Below are 25069 nucleotides of genomic sequence, written 5' to 3' on the forward strand. Positions count from 1 at the left end.
GCGAGTCAGGCCGCCAGCGCCGGATAGTCGATGTAACCCTTGGGGCCGGGGGTGTAGAACGTGGCCGGGTCCATGGTGTTGAGCGCCTCATCGGTCCGCATGCGCTCCACCAGGTCGGGGTTGGCGATGAACGAGCGGGCGAAGGCGACGAGATCGGCGTGGCCTGCCTTGAGCGCCTCTTCAGCACGCGTGCGGTCGAAACCGCCTGCAACGATGAACAAGCCGCGGAACGCCGCGCGCAGCTGCAACTTGAACGCGGTCGACACCGGCGGTGCGCTCATGTAATTGTCCATGGCCGAATGATCCAGCACATGCAGGTACAGCAGGCCCAGGCGCGACAGTTCCTGGACGAGCGCCAGGTATTGCGGCTCCACGTCGGGGAATGCGCCCGTGCTGTTGAACACGCCGTAGGGTGACAGCCGGATGCCGACGCGGTGGGCACCGATGGCGGCGGCGGTGGCACGGGCAACCTCCAGGGCAAAGCGATTGCGCCCGTCGATGCTGCCGCCGTAGGCGTCGCTGCGCTGATTCACGTTGGCGTTGATGAATTGCTCGATCAGGTAGCCGTTCGCGGCATGCAGCTCGACTCCGTCGAATCCCGCCTCGATGGCGAGCCGGGCCGAGGTCGCGTACTCCTCGACGGCGTGGGCGATGTCGGTTTCGTTCATCGCCCGCGGGGTGCTGCGCGGCTGCATGCCCAGCGAATCGGTGTGCATCTGGCCGGGGCTCGCCGTACCCATCGGACCGAGTACTTCGGCGCCCGCAGGCAGGTTCGCCGCATGCGACACGCGGCCGGTGTGCATAAGCTGCACGAAGATCTTGCCGCCGCGGGCGTGCACGGCATCCGTGACCTGCTTCCAGCCACGCACCTGCGCCTCGTTGAAGAGTCCGGGAATCCGTGCGTAACCAAGGCCGTTGGGCGACGGCGACGTGCCCTCGGTGATGATCAGGCCCGCCGAGGCGCGCTGGCCATAGTATTCGGCCATCAGCGCGTTGGGCGTGTTGGCGCCGTCGGCACGACTGCGCGTCATCGGTGCCATGACCGTGCGATTGGCGAGCTGGATCGACGTGGTGGTGAGCGGCTGGAAAAGCATTGCGGATCCTCGGGATGTGCGGAAGGTGCGAAGCGTGCTGTCGACATCGAGTCGACGCGGCGAGCGGACGCTGGCCTCAGGAGACCTGCGGCAGGTAGCTGGGCCTGGCCGCTGTCAGGCCTTGCTTCACCTGCAGGGTGCGTTCGTCGGCCAGCACTTCATCCAGGCCCGCTTCGAGTCCGTCGAGCGCACGCTTGACGATCTCTTCGGCCGTGGACTTGGGGGCATCGAAGGCGCGCGCGAGGTCGGTGTCGACGAAACCCATGTGCAGTGCCGTCACCTGCGTCTTCTGCTCCTGCAGCTCATTGCGCAGGGCATTGGTCAACGACCATGCGGCGGACTTGCTCGCCCCATAGGCTGCCATCGCGCCGCTGTTCACCCACGAGACGACCGACAGCACATTGAGCAGCGCGCCACCGCCGTTGGCCTTGAGCACGGGCGCAAAGGCCTTGCTCATGCGCAGCATCGAGAAGAAATTGGTCTCGAAGATACGTCGCGTGACTTCTTCGCTGTCCGCGGCAAGAAAGCCGCCGAGCTGGGTGATGCCTGCGTTGTTGATCACGATCGTCGCATCGGACGCCAGTTCGGCGGCTGCCGCCACGTCGTGCGGGTTGGTGACGTCGAGCCGCAGGGGCTGCATACCCGGTTGCGTGATGGTGGCCGGGTCGCGCGCACCGGCGTAGACCTTGCGGGCACCGCGGGCGAGCAATTCACGGGTGAATGCCAGGCCGAGGCCGCGGTTGGCGCCGGTGACGAGGACGGTGGCGTTGTTGATCTTCATAAGGGACTCCAGGGGTGGGGGCAGGCAGGCTCAGATGATCTCGATGACGACCTGGCCCTTCGCGCGGCCTGTTGTCGCGCAAGCCAGGACCTCGTTGGTGGACTCCCATGAGCCGGAGTGCCGGTCGTCGCCAGATGAGACCGCTCTTTCGCAGGCCTTCCGGACGTGTGCGAAAACTAGACCCTTCCAGATACATCCACTAGCCCGCAAATCCGGGAGGCACCCTTCCACCGGTGAAAGGGTGCAGCCCGGAGTGAAGCCATGTCCATCCGGCGAGCGGCGGGTGATCAGGCAGCGTCATCGTGGCTATAGCGCTTGCCTTGCCGCCGTGGCCGGTGGACGAAGTTGCAGGCCATCGCGGTGCTGCGGTCCGGTCGGGCCGTAGTCAAGTTCCGCGCCCAGGTTGCTGCTGCGCAGGATGGCTGCGGGGGCATCACGGGGATCCATGATCGACTCGACGAAGATCAACCTGTCGTTGGGCGCACTGAGGGCGTTTTCCAGTTCCTCGCCAGTCCTGACCACGAATGATTGCGCCGTGGTGTCGGGACGAAGCACCTTCGGCAGGTTGGCGTAGGACCAATTGGCAATGTCGTTGTAGGGCTCGGTCTTGCCGATGTAACCACGTTCGATGGTGTAGCCGCCGTTGTTGATCAGCAGGATCACGGGCTTGTGGTCGTGGTGCAGTATGGTCGACAGCTCCTGCGCCGTGACCTGGAAGGATCCGTCACCGATCAACAGCAGATGGCGACGGTCCGGCGCCGCAGTCAGCGCGCCGAGCAGGGCGCCCACGGAATAGCCGATCGAACCCCAGTTGATTGAACCGATAAAAGTGCAATGCGGTGGCAGTTTCAGCCCAAGCAGCGAAAAGGACGTGCCGTTGTCGACGTACAGCACGTCGCCAGGCCGCAGGTAGCCCTGGATGGCCTGCCAATAAGTGGCCTGGGTCAGCCTGGCGGAACCGTCGACGGCCAATCCCGCGGCGCTGGCCGTCGCGGCACGGTGCGGAGTGCGGTTGGCAGCCTGCGGAACCGCCTCAATGACGCCGCGCAGCACCTCCCTGAGTGTCACCGCCTGAAAATTGTCGTGGCCTACGTCCACCGAGTGCCCGCGCGCGTGGATCGTGTCGGGTGGCAGCGCGGCCGTGAAATCGCCCGTGGTCACTTCGATCGGGCGATAGCCAACGACGAACAGGCCATCGCTGTGTTCGATTGTCTCGCGCACCCCGGGCTCGCTGGCCGCACCGCCGTAGATGCCGGCGTAAAGGGGGAGTGACTCGTTGATCACACCTTTGGCGGCGTTGATCACCGCCAGCGGAGCCTGGATTCTCTCGGCCAGCTTGAGCAGCTCGGAAGCAACTCCAAACCGGTCCGCATCGGTATCCACCAGGATCGCCGGCGAGGTGGCGGCGGCAAGCCGTCCCGCGATCGCGGCGATGCACGAACGCAGGCGTTCCGGATCGCTGGAGTGTTCGGCGAGCACGAGTGGGCCTGCCGGCACCTCGATGTCGAGATAGGCGATGTCGGATGGAAACTCGATGTACACGGGAAGCTTTTCGCGCCAGGCGGTGAGGATCAGGCGGTCGATCTCGGCGGCCGCGTTGCGCGGCGTGAGCCTGGTCTGCGCGACGGTCACATGCTTGTATGCGTCGATAAAATGGTCGAAGTTGCCGTCGGCCATGGTGTGATGCATCCCCAGCCCGCGGTCGATGGACCGGAGCGGGATCGAACCGCTGATGCAGATGACCGGCACGTGCTCGGCATAGGATCCGGCGACGCCATTGATCGAACTCAGTGCCCCGACGCCGTTGGTAACCAGCAATGCGCCCAACCCGTTTAGCCGGGCGTAGCCGTCTGCAGCGTAGGAGGCGGCCAGCTCGCCCGTCGTGCCTATCCATTCCATCGAGCCGGTATCGTGAAGCTGCTGCAGGACCGTAAGGTTGTAGTCGCCGGGGACACCAAAAAGGTGCCGGACGCCGGCCTCTTCAAGGCGGCGAAGAAGGAAATCGCCGATCTTCATGCGTGGTGAGACACCAGCAGAGTTCTGTGTGGTTGTCATGGGAAGCCCCATCCAGGTCATTGAAGAAACGTTGCAAAAAGCCGGCTTCGAACGCGGAGAACCCATGGCATCACCGTATGGGCGACCGAGGACTCCCGCATGGTCCGTCCGTCAAGCTTGAACGTGCGTATTGGTATTGGCCGCACAGGTCCGAAACCACCTCCACGAGACGCGTGCGCGTGACCGCATGCCTGGCGGCCAACGGCGAAATGGAATCGCTCCATGCATGAAGTGGCACGCCGGATCACGAGTGAGCACCCCTCGCCAGACCGGACCAACGAGAGCGTCGCGCCATTCGGCCAGTTGCCTGCGGACCCCTTCCCGCGGCATCGCTGGGCCGCATGGACTGGCATGAGGTTCGTTACCGCATCCTGAGATGGATTTCCCTAACGAAAAACGCAGTGCCATAAGGTCCACACCCGTTTTCTCCTGCACTTGAAACTGCACCAACCTGGCCGCGCTCCCTGTATCCAGGCTGGATCCCGATGTGGATGCCCATGGGCTCTTCACGAGTCGCGGATCATCCTGCAAGTTAGCTTCGCGCAAGGCTTCCGGAAGCCATTGATCGGGGAAGCCCTGGTTGCACACGCGTCGCAGGAAGCGGTCGATAGACGTTAGGCCAAGCGAGGTGAAGCGACTGTCGGAAGTCGCCGGAGAGGGCCGCCATGGATCGAATGGTCGAGAAGGCCGGCTGCGTTGGCAGTGGGCTTGCCATGGGATTGGACCTTGCCGGCGTGGGAAAGGAAGTCGTGGCAAGGGTCGACCAGCAGACAGGCGGTGCGAGCGGCGGAGTAGGTGGACCTGGACATGGAAACGCTCCCAAGGAGGAACCGTCATGCCAGCCGCGGATCACTTGTGGGAGGGCTGCACGCGGGAAACCTCAGGCCCTTCCGGATTCGTCCGGCAGACAGTAGATTTGCGAGGCACTCTTTCAGCGGAGAGAGGCTGTGGACCGGCTCGAAGCCATGACGATACTGCTGGCGGCGGTGGATTCGGGCAGCCTTTCTGCCGCGGGTCGCCAGCTGCGCATTCCGCTGGCGACGGTCAGCCGGCGCGTCACGGAACTGGAGGAACACCTTCACGTCCGCCTTTTGCACCGCGGCACGCGCCAACTCACTTTGACTGATGCCGGACGCGACTACGTCGCCTCGTGCCGGCGGATCCTTGAAGATATCGGTGAAACCGAACGTGCAGCGACCGGTGAGTATCGCGCGCCGCAAGGTGAGCTGGTTATCGCGGCCCCGCTGGTGATCGGGCGCAATCACGTGGCGCCGATACTGGCGGATTTCCTCGCTACCTATCCAGAGATTCGCGCGCGCCTGCAGCTGAGCGATCGCGTCACGAATTTGCTGGAAGAGCACGTCGATGTGGCCGTGCGCCTTGGACCACTCCCCGACAGCAACCTGATCGCCACCCGCATAGGCCTCATCAGCCGCGTTCTCTGTGCCAGCCCCGGTTACCTGCAAGCACGAGGTGTTCCGAACGATCCGGAGGAACTCGCCTCACACGATTGCATCACGTACGAAGGCTATCTTGCGGCCGACAAATGGGAGTTTCGCGTCGATCGGGCCGCCCGGCTGGTGCAAGTGTCTTCGCGCTTGACCGTGAACCTGGCTGAGGCTGCCGTGACCGCCGCCGTCGCCCATGCGGGCATCATCCGGGTGCTGTCTGATCAGGTCGAAGGTCAGTTGAAGTCCGGGGCATTGGTTCGACTTCTGCAAGCCTTCGAACCGCTCCCCATGCCCGCCAGTCTGGTGTATCCAGGCCATCGCCAGGTTCCGCTGAAGCTTCGCGCGTTTCTCGACTTCGCAACACCGCGCCTGCGCGAATGCCTTGGCTATAGAGACCCGTAGCGGTCAGGGCAGGAAGTCTGCCTTAGTCGAAGAATGTCGCCCGGAATATGCTGCCTAGCACTGCTTCCGCGTTGGCATCGGGTAGTTCCTTGGGCATGCATGCATTGAAGAAGCGCACGCCGTCGATCAGCGCCATCATGCCGAACGCCAGGTCGTCTGCGGGTGCGGGCGGGGTCGTTTTCATCACCGCGCAGAACTGCGTGATGAAGTAGGCGATGACCTCGCGCTTTTCCAGCAACAGGGCGCTCAAGCGTGCGCGGAACTTGGCGTCGCGCAAGGCCTGCAATCTTGCCTCGGCCCACAAGACAAAACTGGTGTCGCCGCAGTAGACCTGGACATAGAAGAGCGCCAGTTGCTTCTGCATGTCTTCCTTCGACAGCCCCGCGTCCAGGATCTGCTGCAAGCCCTGTTGAATATCCTCGTGATCGCGCTTGAGGAGTTCGATGAACAGGTCCGTCTTGCTGTCGAAGTTGGAGTAGAAGGCGCCCCGGGTATAGCCGGCGTGCGCCGCAATGTCTTCGACACTGCTGGCAGCCAATCCCTTCTTGGCAATGGTCACCGCTGCGGCATCGAGCAGGCGCTCGCGCGTCTGGTCGCGGCTTTCTTCACGGGTCAGTCGTTTGCGTGGCATGGATTCATCCTAGCACGGTCGGCCAACGCACCATCTGAATTCTCATTTGCATTCAGATACAGAAGTGTATTAGAGTGCAAATATGAATTTCATGATGCATGGCCCGTCTTGCCGAGCGAGACGCGTGCACACCCGTTGCAATACCCACGCAGGAGTGGCCCGTGACACGCCGTAAATCCCCCCGATCGGCCGGCCTGTTGCCCCGATCGCTTTGGCTCCTCGCCACGGTGGCAGCGCTTGCCACGGTGTCGGGGTGTGCCAGGCACGAACCCGAGATCGAGCCGGGCCGGGCGGTGATAGCCATGCCCGTCAAAGCCGTCGATGGTGCTCCGACGTCCCAGTTTCCAGGTGAGATCCACGCTCGCTATGAAATGCCCTTGTCGTTCCGCGTAGGCGGGCAACTGACGGCCCGCTATGCGCGCCTTGGCGACACCGTAAAGAAGGGGCAGCCCTTGGCGCAGCTCGACGATGCCGATGCCAGGAAGACACAGGCTTCGGCCCAGGCGTCCCTGGATGCGGCGGAGCATCGTTTGATCTTCGCGACCCAGCAGCGTGATCGAGACGAGGCACAGGCCAAGCAGAACCTGATCAGCCAGCTGCAGCTTGACCAGACGCGCGATGCCTATGCGTCGGCCGTCGCAGGCCGTGACCAGGCGAAGCAGCAATTGGCACTGACGCAGAATCAATCGAACTACACCACCTTGGTCGCCGACCGCGATGGCAGCATCACCAGCGAACAGGCCGAAGCAGGACAGGTAGTCGCGGCCGGCCAGCCGGTATTCGGTTTTGCCTGGTCCGGCGACCGCGATGTTTTCATCGACGTCCCCGAAGACCGGGTGGCCGGCATGCTGGTGGGACAGGCCGCGAAAGTGACCGTGCAGGCGCTGCCGGGAGCCAGCTTTGCCGGCCATGTTCGCGACATCTCGCCAGCCGCAGATCCGCAGGCGCGCACCTATCGCGTCAAACTTGCGGTAGACGTGCCCAGCCCGCAGCTGCGCCTCGGGATGACGGCCGAGGTATCCCTGTCTACCGCTTCGGACGAAGCCCTCGCCGTACGCATCCCCGCGACAGCACTCTTTCATCAGGGAGACCGCCCGGCGGTCTGGGTCGTGCGCCCGAGCGATTCCAAACTTGAATTGCGCGCCGTCACGGTCAGCCGCTACGGGGAGCACGACGTGCTGGTCGGGAATGGCCTGCACGCCGGAGAGCGCGTCGTGATGCAGGGCGTCCATGCCGTGTCTGCCGATGAAAAAGTCACGCCTATAGCACCGCCTCACGCCGAGGACGTGCCGCTATGAGCGAGGAGGGACGTTTCAATCTTTCAGCCTGGACCTTGCGCCACCAGTCGCTGATCTTCTTTTTCATGGTGATCGTCGCGCTGTTCGGCATGCTGTCGTACAGCCGGTTGTCGCAGTCGGAGGACCCTCCGTTCACCTTCAAAGTGATGGTTATCCAGAGCTTCTGGCCAGGCGCCGACGCGAAACAGGTGCAGGAGCAGGTGACTGACCGCATCTCGCGCAAACTCCAGGAAACGCCATCCATCGATTTCCTTCGCAGCTATTCGCGCCCGGGTGAATCGTTGATTTTCTTCAATATCAAGGATTCCGCACCCGCGTCGGCGGTGCCTGATACCTGGTACCAGGTGCGCAAGAAGGTGAGCGACATCCGCTCCCAGCTTCCGCCCGGGGTGCAGGGACCGTTCTTCAACGATGAATTCGGTGACGTCTACACCAACATCTACGCCCTCGAGGGAGACGGATTCACGCAGGCGCAACTGCACGACTACGCCGACCAGCTGCGTACGGAGCTGCTTCGCGTGCCCGGTGTGGGAAAAGTCGATTTCCTCGGTGACCAGAATCAGCGCATCTTCATCGAGATCCCGAACGCCAAGCTCTCCAAGCTGGGAATCAGTCCGCAGCAGATCGCACAGGCCATCAACGAACAAAACGCGGTGGCTTCGGCGGGCGTGATAACCACGGCCGACGATCGGGTCTTCGTGCGTCCAAGCGGCCAGTTCGAGGACCTTGACGCCCTCAAGAACACCTTGCTGCGCATCAATAGTCAATCGTTCCGGCTGGGGGATATCGCCACCATCAAACGTGGCTACGACGATCCGGCCAGCCAACAGATGCGCTTCATGGCGCAACCCGTGCTTGGCATTGGCGTCACGATGCAGCCTGGCGGCGACGTCATCCAGCTAGGCAAGGCGCTGGACAGCACGACGGGGGCCCTGCAGAAGCGCCTGCCGGCGGGCCTGAAGCTGGCGGAAGTCACCAGCATGCCGCACGCGGTTTCGCATTCGGTCGACGACTTCCTGGAATCCGTCGCCGAAGCGATCGGCATCGTGCTGCTGGTGAGCCTGCTCAGCCTGGGCTTTCGCACCGGCATGGTCGTCGTGATCTCCATTCCTTTTGTGCTCGCCGCGACCGCGCTCTGCATGGAACTGATGGGCATTGGTCTGCACAAGGTTTCGCTCGGTACCCTGATCCTGGCGTTGGGTCTCCTGGTGGACGACGCCATCATCGCGGTCGAGATGATGTCGGTGAAGCTGGAGCAGGGCTGGAGCCGGATGCGCGCCGCGGCATACGCCTATACAAGCACGGCGTTCCCCATGCTCACCGGTACCCTGGTGACCGTCTCAGGCTTCTTGCCCATCGCGCTGGCCAGGTCCGGCACGGGTGAATACACCCGCTCGATCTTTGAAGTCTCCGCCATTGCGCTCATCGTTTCCTGGCTGGCGGCCGTCATTGTCATCCCCTTGCTGGGCTATCACCTGTTGCCCGAGCACCACGCGCGCCCCAGGGCTGGCCAGGAATGGTGGGCTCGCGTTCTCCCGCAGCGCTGGCGCGATGCGCGTCGCGCGAAGGCTGAAGCCTTCGTGCATACCGGTGGCGATATCGAAATCTACGACACGGCGTTTTATCGACGCTTTCGCGGTTGGCTGGATTTCTGCCTGCAGCATCGCTTCTGGGTGCTGGGGTTCACGGTCTTGCTGTTTGTCATCTCGCTGGCCGGCTTCGGCCTGGTGCCCAAGCAGTTTTTCCCGAGTTCTGACCGGCCGGAACTGATGGTTGACCTGCGCCTGCCGGAAGGTGCTTCGTTTGACGCCACGCTGACCCAGGTGAAGCGCTTTGAAGCAGCCATCAAGGACCGCAAGGAAGTGAACAACTATGTCAGTTTCGTAGGCAGCGGTGCACCTCGCTTCTACTTGCCCCTCGATCAGCAGCTGACCCAGCCCAATTTTGCGCAGTTCATCATTACGGCCAGGGACATCAAGCAGCGCGAGATCCTTGCGCATGATCTGGAAAGCCTCCTGCAGCGCGACTTCACTGCGGTCCGCAGTCGCGTGAGCCGGTTGGAGAACGGGCCACCGGTCGGTTTCCCCGTGCAGTTTCGGGTCACTGGCGACGACATCGCGACAGTGCGTGGCATCGCCGAGCAAATGGCATCCGTCGTACGGGCCGATGCGCGGACGAAGAACGTGCAGTTCGACTGGGATGAGCCCGGTGAGCGCTCCGTGCGTTTTGACATTGATCAGGTCAAGGCTCGCCAACTCGGCATCTCGTCACAGGACGTGGCCAATTTCCTTGCCATGTCACTCTCGGGAACCACGGTGAGCCAGTATCGCGAACGCGACAAGTTGATTGCGGTCGATCTGCGCGCCCCGAAAAATGATCGCATCCACCCCGATCAGATCGAGCGGCTGGCGATTCCCACTCCTGCTGGCGCGGCCATTCCGCTGCGGCAGCTTGGCAAGGTCACCTACGGTCTCGAATATGGCGTGATCTGGGAGCGGGATCGCCAGCCGTCGATTACGGTGCAGGCCGATACGCGTAACGGCGCCCAGGGCCTGGACGTCACCAATACCCTCGACAAGAAGCTCGATGAACTCCGTGGGCATCTGCCCGTGGGCTACCGCATCGAAGTGGGCGGATCGGTGGAGCAGAACCAGAAGGCGCAGGGTGCGATCAACGTGCAGATGCCGTTGATGCTCATCGCCGTGCTGACGTTGCTGATGATCCAGCTGCAAAGTGTCGGTCGCACGTTCATGGTGGTACTGACGGCACCGCTCGGCCTGATCGGCGTCATCGGTTCGCTGTTGCTGTTCAGGCAGCCCTTTGGCTTCGTCGCCACCCTGGGCACGATCGCCATGTTCGGCATCATCATGCGCAACTCCGTGATCCTGGTAGACCAGATCGAGCAGGACATCGCTTCCGGCCAATCGCGCTGGGAAGCGATCATCGGTGCGACCGTCCGACGCTTCCGTCCCATCACGTTGACGGCGGCAGCGGCTGTGCTCGCATTGATTCCCCTGCTACGCAGCAACTTCTTCGGGCCGATGGCTACCTCGCTGATGGGCGGCATCACCGTGGCTACCGTGCTGACGTTGTTCTATCTACCGGCGTTGTATGCGGCCTGGTTCCGCGTGCGCGCCAACGAGCCCTCCCAGGAGATCGCGTCATGAAAATCCTTACTGGGGTTCGCTTCACGCGAATGACCGCGGCGGCCTTTGCTGTCGTCACGCTGGCCGGTTGCGCCTTTGCTCCGCCGGCCAGGTCGCCCGCCTCGCCGTCGCCGGGCAGCTACACGGCTGAGCCGATGCCAGCCAGCAGCAAGGAGGCGGATGGCGTTGCGCAACATTTTGACCAGGGTGCTGCCGCGGTGCCGGATTGGTGGCGGCTGTACGGATCGGACACGCTCGATGCCTGGGTAGCCGAAGGGCTGAGCAACAGCCCTTCGCTGGAGTCGGCGCGCCATACGCTGGAAGCCGTGCGCCAGCAATACCGTGCACAGGTGGGAAGCACCATGCTTCCGTCGATCGATGCCAATGGATTGGCCAGCCGACAGCGCACGCTTGGCCTTCCCAATGTCGGCCCGACGACTACCCTCTATAACGTCTACGCCGGTCAGTTGAGCCTGAGCTACACCTTCGACTTCTTCGGCGCGGCACGATTTGGAGTGAAGCGGGCAGCGGCGCAGGTAGACTTGCAGCGGTACGAGCTTGAAACAGCTCGCCGGACGTTGGCTGCCAATATCGTCGTCACCGCCATCAACGCGTCGGCGCTGGCCGAGCAGGTGCGCACGACTGAGCGTCTGACCGTGCTCGCGCATGAGCAGGCCAGCTTGACCGAGAAGGCCTATCAGGCGGGCGCGGCTTCCCACGACGACGTGCTCGCGGCACAGCAGAATGCCGCCTCAGTGGACGCGCTCCTGCCGCCATTGGAAATCCAGGCGCAACGCGCACGGCATACGCTGGCGACACTTATGGGTCGAACGCCGGACCAGGCTCCCACCGCCTTGCCGCTGTCCCAGTTTCATTTGCCGAGCGACGTACCGGTGAGTATCCCGTCTGACCTGCTGCAGCAGCGGCCGGACGTTCTGGCCGCCGAGGCCGCCGTGCAGGCGGCGTCGGCACAAGTAGGCGTCGCGACGGCAAATATGTTTCCGCACATTTCGCTTTCCGCATCGCTGGGTTCGGCGGCCTTCAACACTGCATCGTTGTTTACGGGCGCCGGGGCGATATGGGGCGCTGGCGTCTCACTGGCTCAGCCGCTCTTTCATGGCGGTGCACTCAAGGCACAGCGCAAGGAGGCGATGGCGAACTATGACGCGGCTGTCGCCCAGTACAGGCAAACCGTGCTCAACGCGTTTCAGAACGTCGCCGATTCCATGGTGGCCTTGAACCAGGATGCGTCGACCTTGAGGGCTTCACAGACCGCATCGACTGCGGCCGAACAATCGTTCGCCGACACGCATGCGCGTTATCAGCTCGGTGCCGTGGCCTATCCGGTCACGGTCGACAGCGAGCAGCGGATGCAGAACGCAAGACTGGCAGTGACCCAGGCGGCGGCCTCGCGACTCGTGGATACGGCGGCGCTCTTCCAGGCCATGGGCACGCCGCCGGGCGCTGAGCAGAGCGACAAGCCATACCAGGCGTCGCGTTGAGCGAGATGCGTGTGGTCTAGGGACGGCCTGACCGTCGTTTGTCGCCGAATGGAGACGCGAAGGCATGGTGGAGACGGTGCTGAAGCGGTCAGGCGATACGCACGCTTTCCAGGCGCGCAGCCATGGCATCGAGGAATAGTCGCACCCGCGTAGGCACGAGGCGCTTGGACGGGAAGAGGGCGCACACGGGTGCGTCCTCGCTGCGCCACTCGGGCAGCACGCGGACCAGACGACCACTGCGCAGGTCGGCTTCGACATCGATCCATGATTTGAGGATCAGCCCGCAGCCAGCGAGAGCCCAATCCAGCGATACCTCGCCGTTGTCGCTGCGCAGCCGGGAATCGATGCTGATCTCCTGCGTCTCGCCATGCGCGCCCACGAGCCGCCAGGCGACGCGCAATGCACCATGGTGAAGGCATTGGTGTTGCGGCAAATCGGCGGGAGTCAATGGCGTGCCGTTGGCCTCCAGGTACGCTCGTGCCGCCACGATGACACGATGGTTGTCGGCGAGTTTGCGCATCACCAGGGCCGAGTCGCGTGGCATGCCGATGCGCACGACCACGTCGATATTTTCATCGATCAGCCCCACCATCCGGTCCGACAACGACAACTCGACAGCCAGTGCCGGATAGGCCCGCGCCAGGTCGCGACAGACGGGACCCACATGCGCGCGTCCCAATGCAACGGGTGCACTCACGCGCAGCGTTCCTTGAGGTTCGACGCTCCCGTGCGTCAGCGAGGCCTCCGCTTCATCCACTTCGGCCAGGATGCGTTGTGCGCGTTCAAAGAAACTTGCGCCTTCCTCGGTGAGCGAAAGCTGTCGGGTATTGCGCGTGATCAGCCGGGTATTCGTTTTGCGTTCGAGCGTGGCCAGGCGCTTGCTGACCACGCTGAGCGCGAGGTCCATGTCGCGGCCCGCCGCCGAAAGGCTGCCCGACAGAGCGATGCGAACGAAGGTGCGCAGTTCAGTGATGTCGTTCAGCATGACTATCTCCGAAAAGTGGAGTATCCATCCGCCTAGTGATGGATACTCCACAAATTATAGAGGGTCTAGAGTGTGCCTGTCCTTAGGAGGCACATCATGAAATCCCCTCTCTTTACCCCTTCCACGATTGCCGGCCATGCGGTCTCCCACCGGGTCGTCATGGCCCCCATGACACGGGCGCGCAGTTCGCAGCCCGGTGATGTGCCGACGGCATTGAATGCCCGGTATTACGCGCAACGCGCGTCCGCGGCCCTGATCATTACCGAAGCCTCGCAGATCTCGCCGCAGGGCAAGGGGTATTCCTTCACCCCCGGCATTTATAGCCCCGCGCAGGTGGCCGGCTGGCGTCTGGTGACTGATGCCGTGCATGCCGAGGGTGGCAAGATCTTCGTCCAGCTCTGGCATGTCGGCAGGATGTCGCATCCGGACTTCCACCACGGCGAGCTGCCCGTTGCGCCCTCCGCGGTGCCCTTCCAGGGGCAGATCTGGAAGGTGAACCCGTCGACGGGCCTGGGCGAAATGGTGGATTCACCGACTCCGCGGGCGCTGAGCCGCCGCGAAATCCAGGCGATCGTCGAGGACTTCCGAACAGCCGCGCGCAATGCCATGGAGGCCGGCTTTGACGGTGTCGAGATTCACGGCGCCAACGGGTACCTGGTCGATCAGTTCCTGCGCACAACGTCCAATACGCGCACGGACGAATACGGCGGCACGCGCCAGAACCGCTTGCGCTTCCTTCGCGATGTCGTCAATGCCGTCGCGGACGAAGTGGGGGCGGACCGGACCGCGCTCCGACTGGCTCCGTTCCTGACGGCACGTGGCATGGCATGTCCTGACATCCTGCCGACCATGTTGGAGGCTGCCGATTTCCTGCAGGCGGCAGGCATCGCCTATCTGCACCTCGTGGAAGCTGATTGGGACGATGCCCCTCAGTTCACCGAGGCGTTTCGCCAGGAGATCCGTGGCCGGTTCCGTCGGCCGATCATCGTCGCCGGCCACTACGACCTCGAGAAGGCCAATTGGGTGCTGGCGCACGGCTATGCGGACTTCGTGGCCTTTGGTCGCCCGTTCATCGCCAACCCCGATCTTCCTCGCCGGCTGGCCGAAAACATCCCGCTGGCCTCGTTTGATGGCGCGTCCCTGTTCGGTGGCGACGAACGTGGCTACATCGACTACCAGCGCGCCGGTTGAATCGTCCGAATCCCATTCAATGCTTGTTGCTGAGGAACACGTCAATGTTTGTCTACAAGGGTAAGACCGCGCTGATCACCGGCGCGTCCAAAGGGCTTGGTACGGCCTTTGCCAAAGCACTGGCCGCTCGCGGGGCCAATGTCATCCTGGTCGCGCGTTCGACCCAGAAACTCGAGACCCTTGCGCAGTCCCTGGCATCACAATACGGGGTGAAGTGCATTGCGCTGTCGATTGACCTGACCGCGTCGAATGCGGCACAGCTGGTGGAACAGGAGCTCGATGCACGGGGCCTGGTGGTGGACCTGCTGATCAACAACGCGGGACTGGGCCACTCAGGGGCATTCCTTTCCCACGACGTCGTCGCCGAGCAGGCCAGCGTGCAGTTGAACATCCAGGCACTGGTCGGCCTGTCGCACGCGTTTGGGACACGCATGGCTGCGGCCAAACGGGGCGGCATCATCAATATCGCCTCCAACGCCTCGTTCCAGCCGGTACCGTACATGGCCGTCTACGCGGCGACCAAGGCCTTTGTGCTGTCCTTCAGCGAGGCACTGCGCTACGAACTCGCCGGGGACGGCGTGCAAGTCATGGCAGCTTGCCCGGGACCGACCGCCACGAGTTTCTTCGAGGGCACCAAGACCGGCATGAAGGACAAGGACTTTGATACGGCCGAGTCGGTGGTCGAACGCACCTTGGTCGCCTTCGACAAAGGCGAGGCGGTCACTTATCCGGGACGCTTCAGCGTACGAGTTGCCACGATTCTCCCGCGATTCTTTCCGCGAAAGACCGTGGTCCGGCTGTCGGGTGCGGCGACACGTGGCATGGGGATCGCCGAAGCATAGGGCTTGGCCGGTGCGTCCATGGGTGTCATGCCCGGCAATCGAGTCTTCATCACTCCGATAGCTGTCGCCCGAACATGGCCAGTCGGCGCAAAGGCAGCGCACTGCTCGCCGACGCCCTTGAGCGAACGGGCTTTCCACGCGAGCACCGCACAGGCCGGGCGTTTCAAGGGGCGACCCATGGCGCCCATGGGTGCCATGGCCACAGCAGGCGTTCAATATGTCCAGTTGGCCGGCACATAACGAAAGGCTTTGCCGTCGACCGCGACTCGGCCGAGGGTCGGGAACGACAAGTGGCTGGCCATGAACAACTCGCCGGTCGCCGCGGCCTCCTTCAAAAGGCGAATCCGGACGCGAGTCGCTTCCTCGGGCTCGTGATCGAAGGCGTTCTGCCATTCGGGGCACTCGACACCGACCGGGACCAGGGCGTCGCCAGCGAACGTCAGCCGCTCGCCGCCGGACGCCACACGAACCACGCTGTGTCCGGGGGTGTGGCCGCCGGTGAGTGTGACGACGACTCCCGGCGCTACCTCGTACTCCTTGTCGAACGGCCGCAACTCGCTGCGGTACGCGTCAAGGAACTTCCGGGCGCTCGACCGGATGATGTCCTGGATTCCGCCAAACGTGTTCTGGGAGAAATCGGGCGACTCAAAGTACTCGACGTCGGTGTGCGACACGTGGATTCGCAGGTCCGAACGCATCCGACTCCTCAATCGCTGATCGAGCAGCCCGCCAATATGGTCCATGTGAATGTGGGTCGCCACCACATCGGTCACCTCCCCGGGATCGATGCCGGCGCCCTCCAGTCGTCGCGTCAATCGCCCGGCCCGCGTGGCGTCCGCCATCTCCGACCCGACCCCGGCGTCGACGAGAATGGTTCGGCCGCCACTACGGACCACGATGACGTTCAGTCCCCAATCGATGACGTCCGGCAGGAATCTGTCACGCAGCGCGGCGTTCCGGACAGCCGCATCGACGTTGGTGCCCAAGATGTTGGCTGGTATCGGTATCGCCCCATCGCTGATCACCAGTACGTCGATCTCGCCGATGCGCGTCGCGTAACGCGACGGAACCAACTCGTGATCATGGTGGTGTGATTCGTGGCATATGCACATGCTTCACTCCTGTTTCCGACGTCATTTCACGGCCGACGATCTTCATGGCGCAGATTCAAGCTCGCCGGGCCACTCGTTTTGGTGAGAAGTAACTTACGGAGCCGGACCACCGTCCGGTAGACATGCGAATGGAATTACTGTGGTGCGCCCCGGTGAATAATCACGGATGGCCAGAACGCCAACGCCGCAGTACCAGCATCCAAGGTCCGCACACTGGATCATCGCCCTGCAGTCTCTGCACGGATTGAAGTCGGCCGTGTAGGCGCCGGAAACTCTCGTTGAACTCGACTGTGCGAAGACCGCCCGAAAGGCGCCGTCGGTTGCCGATGTTTTCGGGCCTCACCGACGCGGCTTATGCGTCACCTGCGCCCGGTCAATGGCAAAGGGATGTAGACGTTGGCAACTGCCGGCTCGGGCGCGTTTGGCAATGCCGGGGATCCCCCGGGCATTGCATAACGTGCTCATCGTGGCGAAACAGTGGAAATTCTGGAGATGTCCGCTTTCGACCCGAAGCGGACCTGATACGGTCGGCAACGGAGAGTGGTGCCGACCTCGCCGGGCACCGCCGTGGCCGTCGGCACCGCTCGTGTCGCCGCTAGCGCAAGCAGCGCGGTCGCCGCGTCAGCGCCGCCTGGTCCAAGCCCGACAGGGCGCGACTCGTTGCGTTGTCTCGCTCTCGGCTTGGATTCGCTGTTCGCTCAGGCCGGTACTTCAACCAACAAACGCTTGCTTCCTTGCTTGAGCAAAAGCCTCGAAGTGGGTTGCCTTTTGTCCGGTTATTTCTTCCACCGCACTGGAAACCTGTGCGATGTATCCCAATTGCATAACGTGGTAGTGCTCCAACAGGGCTTCGACGATTTCAGCGGGCATGCCCGCTCCTTGCATGGAGGCGCGGGCAGCTTCACTCGGAACATCGACGTACCTGATTGCTTTCCCGGTTACCGAAGAAAGAATCTTCGCAATTTCGGCGCCAGAAAGTGCTGCTGGCCCCGACAGGTAATACGCCTTGTTCTGATGGCCTTCTTCCGTCAAGACCCGGTAAGCAACCTGGGCTATATCACGGGCATCGATGTAAGCCGATTTGCCCTCGCCATGCGGCGCATAGAAGGCACCGTGATCACGAATGGTATGTGAGCTGAAGTTGCTAAAGTTCTGCATGAAAGCATTTGCCCGCAAGAACGTATAAGCAATGCCGGACTGCTCCATTTCCGTCTCTACCGCCCTGTGCCACTTGGCCAGTGTGTCCAGGGCGATGTCGGCCCCGCCGCCCGATAACTTCACCAGATGTTTCACGCCGGCGGTTCTGGCCGCACGAATAATCGATGAAGATAGCGCCACCATGTTCGGAACGAGCGGCACTGCAAAATATGCTTTCCGGATGCCGGTCATGGCTTTTTCCAGTGAGGCGACATCGTTTAGATCGGCTTGAACCAGCTCGACCCCCAATGCTTGAAGTTCGCTCTTGTTGCTTGTCGGACGAACGGTCGCACGCACTTCATGGCCGCCTGTCGCCAGAAGCTTTACCAATTCCTTGCCCGTTGTTCCGGTAGCTCCAATCACCAAAGTAGCTGCGCTCATACTCAAATAACTCCTATCATTGGTTCCATTCACTTGATTGAGCCCCACAAGAAAAAAGGGCGGTGGTCGTTTGTAGTCGCTGTGCTGTGCTCCACTGACTGTCCCACCGGCATCGCCGGGATGACGTGGCCCACCTGTTGGGTCGCGCCCCTGCATGGTCGGTTCGAGCGTCCGTCACCATCAGGCGAGTCGGCCGTTGTCTTGTGGTGGCGGCAAGTCCTGAGCACCCGAACCGTCAACGGGGCTTCGCTTGTTGCTGCCATGTGAAGTTTTGGCGCCTAGCGATCCCAACGAGTCCGCAGGAATCCGAGCAGGCTGATGGTCGCTGCCACGGCGACGCCGACGGCTACCAGCACGAAGGCAGTATGCAGACTCGTATAACCATGCAGGACCAGCGCCATCGCGGCCAACGCAAATATGCAGCGCACCACGCTCGCGGTCATCGGCCAGAGGATGCGTCGCGCCCCTTGCCCTGCGAAGTAGAGTTCGAAGATCACGCCCAGGACTGCATAGAGAGGTCCTACCACATGCAGGTATTGCGCGCCGACCGCCATCACGGCGCTATCGTGGGTAAACAGACCCAGCCAGGCTTGCGGGAAGAGCGACACGAACAATCCGACCAGGCCAACCACGCCGGCAACAAACAAGACGTTCACGATCGCAATGCGCCGGGCACGCACCACGTTGCCTGCACCCAGGTTCGTGGCCACCAGCGTGATCGCGGCGGTTCCGCAGCCGAACATCACCGGCGACAGCAGCATCTCGAGGCGGGAGGCAATGCCGTAGCCGGCGATGGCGGCGAGGCTCACTGCACCGGCGGCGGCGGTCAGGGCGGTGACTGATATGGCCAACATGACAACGTTGATCGACGACAACAAGCCGACGCCGAGGATTGCCCTGAAATGCTGGCGCTGAAGCGGATGGCGGCGTAGGCGCAGCGTCGAGGAGGACGAACGCACGTAGGCGACCACCACAGCCAGCGCGACGAAGCTGCACAACACCTGGGCTACGCCGGCGCCCGCCACACCCATGCGCGGCGCGCCCAACCAGCCATTAATCAACACGGGTGACAGAATCAGGCCGGCGATCGCACTGCCCATGATGGTCATCGCCGGCACCTTGACGTTGCCGGCCCCGCGCAGCGCCGCCTGCAGCAACAGCAGCATCCAGAACGAGATCGCGCCCCCGAACAGTATGTTGGAGTAGAGAACCGCCTGGTCCAGCGATGATCCGCTGCCGCCAAGACTGCGGTACAACGCGGGGCCGGCCAACAGCACCGCCAGGGAGAACAGTCCACCTCCGACGGCGCCGATGACCACGGCATGCCAGGCGAGGCTTTCCGCCTCGTCCTGGCGGCGTGCGCCGATGGCGCGGGCGATGGCAGACGATACGCCGCCGCCGATGCCGGCACTCGCTACCGTGGTCATCAGCAACATGACCGGAACCACCAGCGATGCTGCGGCGATTGCTTTCAGTCCCAGCGAGCTGACGAAATACGTCTCGGCGACACTGAGCAAGGTCGTCATGAACAGCACGGCGACCGTCGGCAAGGCAAGGCGGATCAACTGTGGCAACAGCGGGCCATGGAGCAGTGTGTTGGCCGGCAAATTGCCAGGAGGCGGAGAGATCTTCTTGACCTCACTAGCAAGAGTAGCGGACATGATTTTTGTCTATGAAGGGGGGCAGGGAGGCGCGTGCGCGGCCGCGTGGCGGCGAGCGAATTCGGTGGCCGAAATCGGCCGCGCGCCGTCGAGCCGACGCTGCCGGCGGTCGCTGATGAGGATGGTTTCGTGGGATAACTGGAAAGGCGGGGCAGAAGTAGCGATGGGGCTATCCTGTGCCCACCCGAACCGCTTGACCAGTGCAATATTCCGAAGTAAATGTTGCATGAGATGAAAACATACGACCTGAACCTGCTGCGCACGCTGGACGCGCTATTGACCGCCGGTAGCGTCACCGGCGCCGCCGAGCGTCTTCACCTGAGCGTGCCGGCGACCAGCCACGCGCTGGCGCGCCTGCGCGAGCTCACGGGCGACCCGCTCCTGGTGCGCGCTGGTCGGCGCCTGGTGCCCACGCCGCGTGCGATGGAGCTGCGCGAGCCGGTGGCGCGATGGATCGCGCAGGCCGGTGCGCTGGTGCAGGCGCCGCGCGGCGAAGATTTGGCGGCCACTGAACGGAGCTTCATCGTGCGCGCGCCGGATGGCTTCGCGATCGCCTTCGGTGGCGCCCTCGGCGCCGTGCTGGCGGCAGACATGCCGCGCGCCCAGTTGCGCTTCGTGACCGAGGCACAAGACGATGCCGGTGCCTTGCGCGACGGTCGCGTCGACCTCGATATCGGTACGTTCAGGCCGCGCGACCCGGAGATTGAAGTCGTCGATCTATTTCGCCAGGCGCAGGTCGCGGTCGTGCGCGCCGGGCATCCGTTCGCCGCACGCCCGGCGACCGCGCGCCGCTACGCAGCACAGGCGCACGTGGATGTGCTGCGACGCCCAGGGGTGTCGTCGGTAGTCGATGACGCGCTGGCCGCGCTCGGCCTGGCGCGTCGCGTCGTGCTCACGGTGGCGCACGCGAGCGCGGCGCCCGTCGTTGCCGCACAGGGCGACTTCGTCGCCACCCTCAGCGAGCGCTTGGCGCAGGCCATGGCGCCCGGCCTCGGCCTCGTGGTGGTGCCGCTGCTGTTCCTGCCGCGCGGCGAGACGGTAGTCATGGCATGGCATCCGCGCCAGGCAGCCGACCCGGCGCACGCCTGGCTGCGGAAACAAGTACTGGCCGCGATTGCCGCGCCGCGTGCCCCAGTAAGCTATCGGAGAGTTCCAACGTCCTCGACCTGATCCCAGCCGCGGGGGCGGTGCACGCCGACTAACGCGGAGATAGAGGTCTGGGAAATTCTGGATGGTGATCGTTTAGGCCGTTCATGCGCCCGCGGCGCAAACTTGGCCTATACATGCAAGATGGGCCGAGTATGGTGGCGTCGTCGATCACGCGCAGGTGTTTTGTCAGACTCCGTCCACGATAACCAGGCTGCCGCTCGTACTCGCGAGCCTGAGGCCAATTATTTTCTGGTAGGCGGCCGATTCATAGCAGCGTTCCGCAGATTCCCGTGACGGGAATTCAGCGATCACGGTGACGGGATGCTGCCACTGGCCATCGCGCACTGTCACCATGCCACCAGCGGCGAGAAACTGACCGCCAAACGGCTTGGCAGCGTCCCCAACTTGCGATCGATACGCTGTGAACATCGCTTCATCGTGAACAGTCAGCGTTGCCACCATGTAGGCTTTCATTTGAAATTCCTCTTATTGGTCAATTAGCGCTGTGCAGACGCTCAGCGTGCGGCGCGGCCACTGGCCGCATCACCAGGCTGTGCTCTGAGCAGCTGGACCCGTGGCATTGCGCGCTTCGATGGCGATCACTGAGTTTTTGAAGGCCCTCTCAAGAACCTGCCTCCCGACCGTTCCGAGGATGAGACCAAGTATTCGTCCCTTGAAGTTCTTGCCGTTCCGAATGACGACCACGTCAATATCGGTGGTGCCATTTGGCTGACGCACGAAGGTGTAGGTGTGCCTCGATGTCCCGTCCCAGACGTTGGAATCAGTCGTCACCAGGACGACGCGGCTGAGATTTGACCAGTCGTAGTGCAGGCGTTCCCAGATTCCGCTCGAACCCTCCGTCACGTCCGCTTCCGTGTGACCGCGGTGATGCACCTTGAGGTACTCATCAGCGCTATTGCCAAAAAGCCTGGATCGACCCGGCCCGAAATCGGTGAGAGCGCGAACGTATTGCTCGGGCGTCAAAGTGGTTCTCTGATGAAGGTGAATCGTGGACATGTCTACTCCGTATTTCCCGCCAATGGTTGAAGATCAGAAATTCGTCGCCCAGCGTGTTTCCAGCGCAGCCCCGCTTATGGCCGGGCATCGTTGCGAAAGATCTCGATATTTTCGACCAGCCATTGTTGAAGCGTTCTTGGAGGCTTGCCGGTCAACGCCTCGACGGTCGAGGTAGTCTCTTCAAGAGCGGATTCGCGAAACATCTGGTCCAGTCCGACCAACAAATCGGCGACCAGCGGCGCGAGGCCGTCGGCTGACAACGCGGCGCGCTGTTGCTCCCGCGATTGATGGCCATAGGTAACCGTGCGGCCGAGCAGGATCGACAGGTGTTCTGCAATTTGCCGCATGGTCCAGGCGCGCGGCCCGGTCAGGGCCGAGCCGACGCGCCCCGTCGCACCCGCCATGGCAATGCGCGGCCTGCGCGTTATCAATGGAATCCTGTTCGACATGTTGACGTTCTCCGTGTATCGTGGAACGATCGTTCCATCATAATGTGGAACGATCGGTCCAGAATGTCAAGGGAGGCGTCATGAGCGGCAAGCCACAATTCGAGGAAGCTGCCGTAATCGCTGCGGCCATCGAGGTCTTCTGGCGTCACGGCTATTCTGCCGCCGCGATCAGCGACCTCACGGAGGCCACGGGCTTATCCCGCTCCAGCCTTTACCAGCGATTCCGCGATAAAGATGGGTTGTTTCAGGAGGCTCTCGCGGCGTACACGCAGCGCGTCCTGCGGCGCATGAACTCGGCCAAGGCGGCTACTGCGCGCGGGCGCTTGCAGGCGATTCTCCGCGCGTTCTTGCCGGACCGATCCGGCCGACCTGGTGGCTGCCTGATCGGGCGCAGTTGTGCCGAAATCTCGGCGCTCTCCAGTGATGGGCAGGCTGCCGCGCTGCATGCCGCGACACGTCAGCGTGAGATTTTTGCAGGCCTTCTGCGCGAAGGCGTGGTGGCGGGTGAGTTGGCCGAAGATGCCGATATCGACGCCATGTCGTGGCACTATCTCGGCGTGCTGCAGGCCGTATTGAACTCCCCGCAAGCCGGCGCTGACCCGATCATGCTCGATCGCATGATCGATGTCGCCATGGCGGTTTGGCCCAGCTCTCCTCCTAAGGGCGCTACATCAAGAAGTCCAAAAAAGCGCGCAGCCAAGGCGGCACCTGATGCTTGATCGGGTACATACTTGGGTGCTATGCCCACAATCCCACGTGGCAGCGTGGACAGAACCCCATAGTCGCAGCGCCTCAGCGTCCCATGGTTTGTGATTCTGGCCGTGCGCCTACAAAGACTATGGCGTCTGTAGAGAACCATGGTTTGTGCATTCCTCATCGCGTCAACGAGGTACGTTTCGCGCCTGATGGATAAACGAGCCGATGTGATCGCATGGTGTGTGTTTTCTCATGAAGCTAACGGGAGACACTTGCCCGTAGGAATGCGCCTGGACAATGTCATTAGGGGGCGTTATCGGGGGTAGGGGAGAGTCTGCCCTCAATGCGACTCGGCCGCTCAGGGCAAAGATTCTGCGTCCGGCTTTTCGCTGGCTTGATAGCCGGACGTGGCATTGCGGCCGGTGTGGGCGTAACGGGTGAGCTGGCGTCACCCGAATGCGGCGGCGCAGTCATCCTAAGGCGACGGCGTGGGGCCCTGGTCGATCGGAGCGCTGGCGCTCAGCTCCATCCAGTCGAGTTCCGTTTCAACCTGGCGGTACGCATCGTCGCCGATGATGCCGGTGTTGCGCAGGTCATCGATGGTCAGGCGAGCCGTGGTCACCAGTTGACGTCGTAACCTGGCCTCAGGTTGGCCCGCCGGCCCCAGGCCAGGCTGGGTACCACGCAGCGCCTCGGTAATCTCCTGCCTGAGTCGTTCGGCAGCTGTTGTGTCATGGTGCCTGAGTTCGGCTAGCGCAGCCCGTAGTGCGGTTTTCCGTGCCCGAGCGAGCTCTTGCTGGACGGTGTCATCGGGTGGCAGGCGAACAAGGCCGAGCAGGGGACGCAACGTGAGCCCGTGTATCAACAACGTCCCCAGCACCACCACGAACGCAGTCAGCTGGATGAAATCGCGATAGGGGAAGCCGGTGGGCAGCGCCATGGCGGCCGCGAGTGTCACGATGCCACGCATGCCGGACCATCCGACCGCGAGTGCGCCCCCTGCGCTCGATGTGTAGCTCGACGTCCGTACGTCGCTGGGGTTCCGCAGTCGGCTGATCACGTGATGCACCAGCACCAACGCAAGGCGCACACCGATCACGACGGCCAGCAGGATGAGTGCCATCGCCAACGAGTGGACACGTTGCTGTCGGGACAGCGCCTCGAGAATGGGGCGTAGCTGCAGCCCAATCAGGGTGAACCCAAGCACATTCAGGATTACCGTGGCCGAGTCCCAAATGGCGAATGACGCCAATCGCACATGGGCGGGCCCCACATGGGTGACCTTGCGCGCGAGGGTCAGTGCAAAGGCGACCACGACGACGACGGGGGAGAGGCCAAGGTGCTCGCTCGCGAGCCATAGCCCGAATGTCAGTCCAAACTGGAAGATCACCGCACTTGGCGCATCCTCGAATCGCTCCATGAGCCAGCTGGCAGGCCATGCAAGCACCAGCCCAATCACGACGCTGCCGAGCACGACTAGAGCAAACGTGGGCATGACCTGCGCAAAACCAAAGCTTCCCGCAACGACGGCCGAAACCGACACTTTGTAAATCAGCAGCGCCGATGCGTCATTGAGCAGGCTTTCTCCTTCCAGAACCGTGCGAATGCGAAGCGGCAGCGAAATCTGGCGCAATACCGCCGTTGCCGCCACCGCATCGGGTGGCGCAAGCAGGGCGCCAAGCGCGATGGCTACCGGCCACGGCATACCGGGCAAGAGGTACCGGGCAACGACGGCTACCGCCGCGGTGGTCAGGGCGACGGCAACCACGACCAGCGCCAGGACGTGATCCCAGCTCTCCCAAAGATCGCGAAGGGAGGTGCTGAAGGCAGCTTCCATCAGCACCGGTGCAACAAAGATGGCCAGGATGAGACTGGGCGGAAAGTCCAGGCTTGGCCCGTGGGGGAGCAGGGCTACCAGCGCGCCTCCCACGGCGAGGACGGTGGGGTAAGGGATGTGCAGGCGCCTGGCCAGTGACGAGACCAATGCTGCGCCAAGCAGCAGGGCAAGGACAGTTTCAAATACTTGCAT

Annotated in this window: 20 protein-coding genes; 8 read left to right on the plus strand and 12 right to left on the minus strand. The window is 62.9% G+C overall.

Going from position 1 to position 25069, the window contains the following annotated elements; translation table 11 throughout:
• Nucleotides 1-5 precede the first annotated feature (5 nt).
• The 3 genes from ACXU4B_RS00830 to ACXU4B_RS00840 form a co-directional block, all read right to left on the minus strand.
• A complete protein-coding gene (locus ACXU4B_RS00830) occupies nt 6-1094 on the minus strand; it encodes an alkene reductase (protein WP_131406836.1) in 1089 nt (362 codons plus the stop codon).
• Between the two features lie 76 nt (nt 1095-1170).
• Entirely contained in the window at nt 1171-1875 is a 705-nt protein-coding gene (locus tag ACXU4B_RS00835) for an SDR family oxidoreductase (RefSeq protein WP_131406838.1), read from the minus strand.
• A 306-nt stretch (nt 1876-2181) separates the two neighbouring features.
• On the minus strand, nt 2182-3891 hold the full coding sequence (locus ACXU4B_RS00840) for an alpha-keto acid decarboxylase family protein (RefSeq protein WP_165583110.1): 1710 nt from the start codon (nt 3889-3891) through the stop codon (nt 2182-2184).
• Between the two features lie 986 nt (nt 3892-4877).
• Here ACXU4B_RS00840 and ACXU4B_RS00845 point away from each other — a divergent pair.
• A complete protein-coding gene (locus ACXU4B_RS00845) occupies nt 4878-5783 on the plus strand; it encodes a LysR family transcriptional regulator (RefSeq protein ID WP_131406844.1) in 906 nt (301 codons plus the stop codon).
• Between the two features lie 22 nt (nt 5784-5805).
• On the opposite strand, the gene ACXU4B_RS00850 is transcribed toward ACXU4B_RS00845, so the two are convergent.
• A complete protein-coding gene (locus ACXU4B_RS00850; protein ID WP_131406846.1) occupies nt 5806-6414 on the minus strand; it encodes a TetR/AcrR family transcriptional regulator in 609 nt (202 codons plus the stop codon).
• Nucleotides 6415-6575: 161 nt separating this feature from the next.
• Between ACXU4B_RS00850 and ACXU4B_RS00855 the strand changes: the two genes are divergently transcribed.
• The 3 genes from ACXU4B_RS00855 to ACXU4B_RS00865 are packed head-to-tail and all read left to right on the plus strand — an operon-like array spanning nt 6576 to nt 12360.
• Nucleotides 6576-7712: an efflux RND transporter periplasmic adaptor subunit gene (locus ACXU4B_RS00855; protein ID WP_240733977.1), complete on the plus strand. Its 1137-nt coding sequence runs from the start codon at nt 6576-6578 to the stop codon at nt 7710-7712.
• Complete coding sequence (locus tag ACXU4B_RS00860; RefSeq protein ID WP_131406850.1) at nt 7709-10879, plus strand: efflux RND transporter permease subunit; 3171 nt, start codon at nt 7709-7711, stop codon at nt 10877-10879. Before ACXU4B_RS00855 ends, ACXU4B_RS00860 begins: the two co-directional genes overlap by 4 nt.
• Complete coding sequence (locus ACXU4B_RS00865) at nt 10876-12360, plus strand: efflux transporter outer membrane subunit (protein WP_165583111.1); 1485 nt, start codon at nt 10876-10878, stop codon at nt 12358-12360. Before ACXU4B_RS00860 ends, ACXU4B_RS00865 begins: the two co-directional genes overlap by 4 nt.
• Before the next feature lie 88 nt (nt 12361-12448).
• On the opposite strand, the gene ACXU4B_RS00870 is transcribed toward ACXU4B_RS00865, so the two are convergent.
• On the minus strand, nt 12449-13345 hold the full coding sequence (locus ACXU4B_RS00870; RefSeq protein ID WP_131406854.1) for a LysR family transcriptional regulator: 897 nt from the start codon (nt 13343-13345) through the stop codon (nt 12449-12451).
• Nucleotides 13346-13441: 96 nt separating this feature from the next.
• On the opposite strand from ACXU4B_RS00870, the gene ACXU4B_RS00875 reads away from it, so the two are divergent.
• Nucleotides 13442-14536 carry an alkene reductase gene (locus ACXU4B_RS00875; RefSeq protein ID WP_131406856.1) on the plus strand — a complete coding sequence of 365 codons (1095 nt, stop codon included), beginning with the start codon at nt 13442-13444 and terminating at the stop codon, nt 14534-14536.
• A gap of 44 nt (nt 14537-14580) precedes the next feature.
• Complete coding sequence (locus ACXU4B_RS00880; protein ID WP_131406858.1) at nt 14581-15378, plus strand: SDR family NAD(P)-dependent oxidoreductase; 798 nt, start codon at nt 14581-14583, stop codon at nt 15376-15378.
• Nucleotides 15379-15590: 212 nt separating this feature from the next.
• Here ACXU4B_RS00880 and ACXU4B_RS00885 read toward each other — a convergent pair whose 3' ends face one another.
• From ACXU4B_RS00885 to ACXU4B_RS00895, 3 genes are all read right to left on the minus strand, one after another.
• Entirely contained in the window at nt 15591-16490 is a 900-nt protein-coding gene (locus tag ACXU4B_RS00885; RefSeq protein ID WP_131406860.1) for an MBL fold metallo-hydrolase, read from the minus strand.
• A 711-nt stretch (nt 16491-17201) separates the two neighbouring features.
• Nucleotides 17202-18068 (minus strand): SDR family oxidoreductase, encoded by an 867-nt coding sequence (locus ACXU4B_RS00890; RefSeq protein WP_165583112.1) that lies wholly within the window; start codon nt 18066-18068, stop codon nt 17202-17204.
• 278 nt (nt 18069-18346) lie between these two features.
• Nucleotides 18347-19729, minus strand: coding sequence for an MATE family efflux transporter (locus tag ACXU4B_RS00895; protein WP_131406864.1), 1383 nt, complete (start codon nt 19727-19729; stop codon nt 18347-18349).
• Nucleotides 19730-19960: 231 nt separating this feature from the next.
• Between ACXU4B_RS00895 and ACXU4B_RS00900 the strand changes: the two genes are divergently transcribed.
• Entirely contained in the window at nt 19961-20899 is a 939-nt protein-coding gene (locus tag ACXU4B_RS00900) for a LysR family transcriptional regulator (RefSeq protein ID WP_131406866.1), read from the plus strand.
• Between the two features lie 165 nt (nt 20900-21064).
• Here the strand turns inward: ACXU4B_RS00900 and ACXU4B_RS00905 are convergent, their stop codons facing one another.
• The 3 genes from ACXU4B_RS00905 to ACXU4B_RS00915 form a co-directional block, all read right to left on the minus strand.
• Nucleotides 21065-21352, minus strand: a complete 288-nt coding sequence (locus tag ACXU4B_RS00905; protein WP_131406868.1) for a DUF1330 domain-containing protein — start codon at nt 21350-21352, stop codon at nt 21065-21067.
• A 69-nt stretch (nt 21353-21421) separates the two neighbouring features.
• Entirely contained in the window at nt 21422-21895 is a 474-nt protein-coding gene (locus ACXU4B_RS00910; protein WP_131406870.1) for a hypothetical protein, read from the minus strand.
• Nucleotides 21896-21969: 74 nt separating this feature from the next.
• Nucleotides 21970-22344 (minus strand): Rossmann-fold NAD(P)-binding domain-containing protein, encoded by a 375-nt coding sequence (locus tag ACXU4B_RS00915; RefSeq protein WP_131406872.1) that lies wholly within the window; start codon nt 22342-22344, stop codon nt 21970-21972.
• Between the two features lie 80 nt (nt 22345-22424).
• Between ACXU4B_RS00915 and ACXU4B_RS00920 the strand changes: the two genes are divergently transcribed.
• Entirely contained in the window at nt 22425-23063 is a 639-nt protein-coding gene (locus tag ACXU4B_RS00920) for a TetR/AcrR family transcriptional regulator (RefSeq protein WP_131406874.1), read from the plus strand.
• Between the two features lie 452 nt (nt 23064-23515).
• Here ACXU4B_RS00920 and ACXU4B_RS00925 read toward each other — a convergent pair whose 3' ends face one another.
• Nucleotides 23516-25069 carry a cation:proton antiporter gene (locus ACXU4B_RS00925; RefSeq protein ID WP_131406876.1) on the minus strand — a complete coding sequence of 518 codons (1554 nt, stop codon included), beginning with the start codon at nt 25067-25069 and terminating at the stop codon, nt 23516-23518.

It is taken from the genome of Dyella soli, assembly GCF_054482295.1.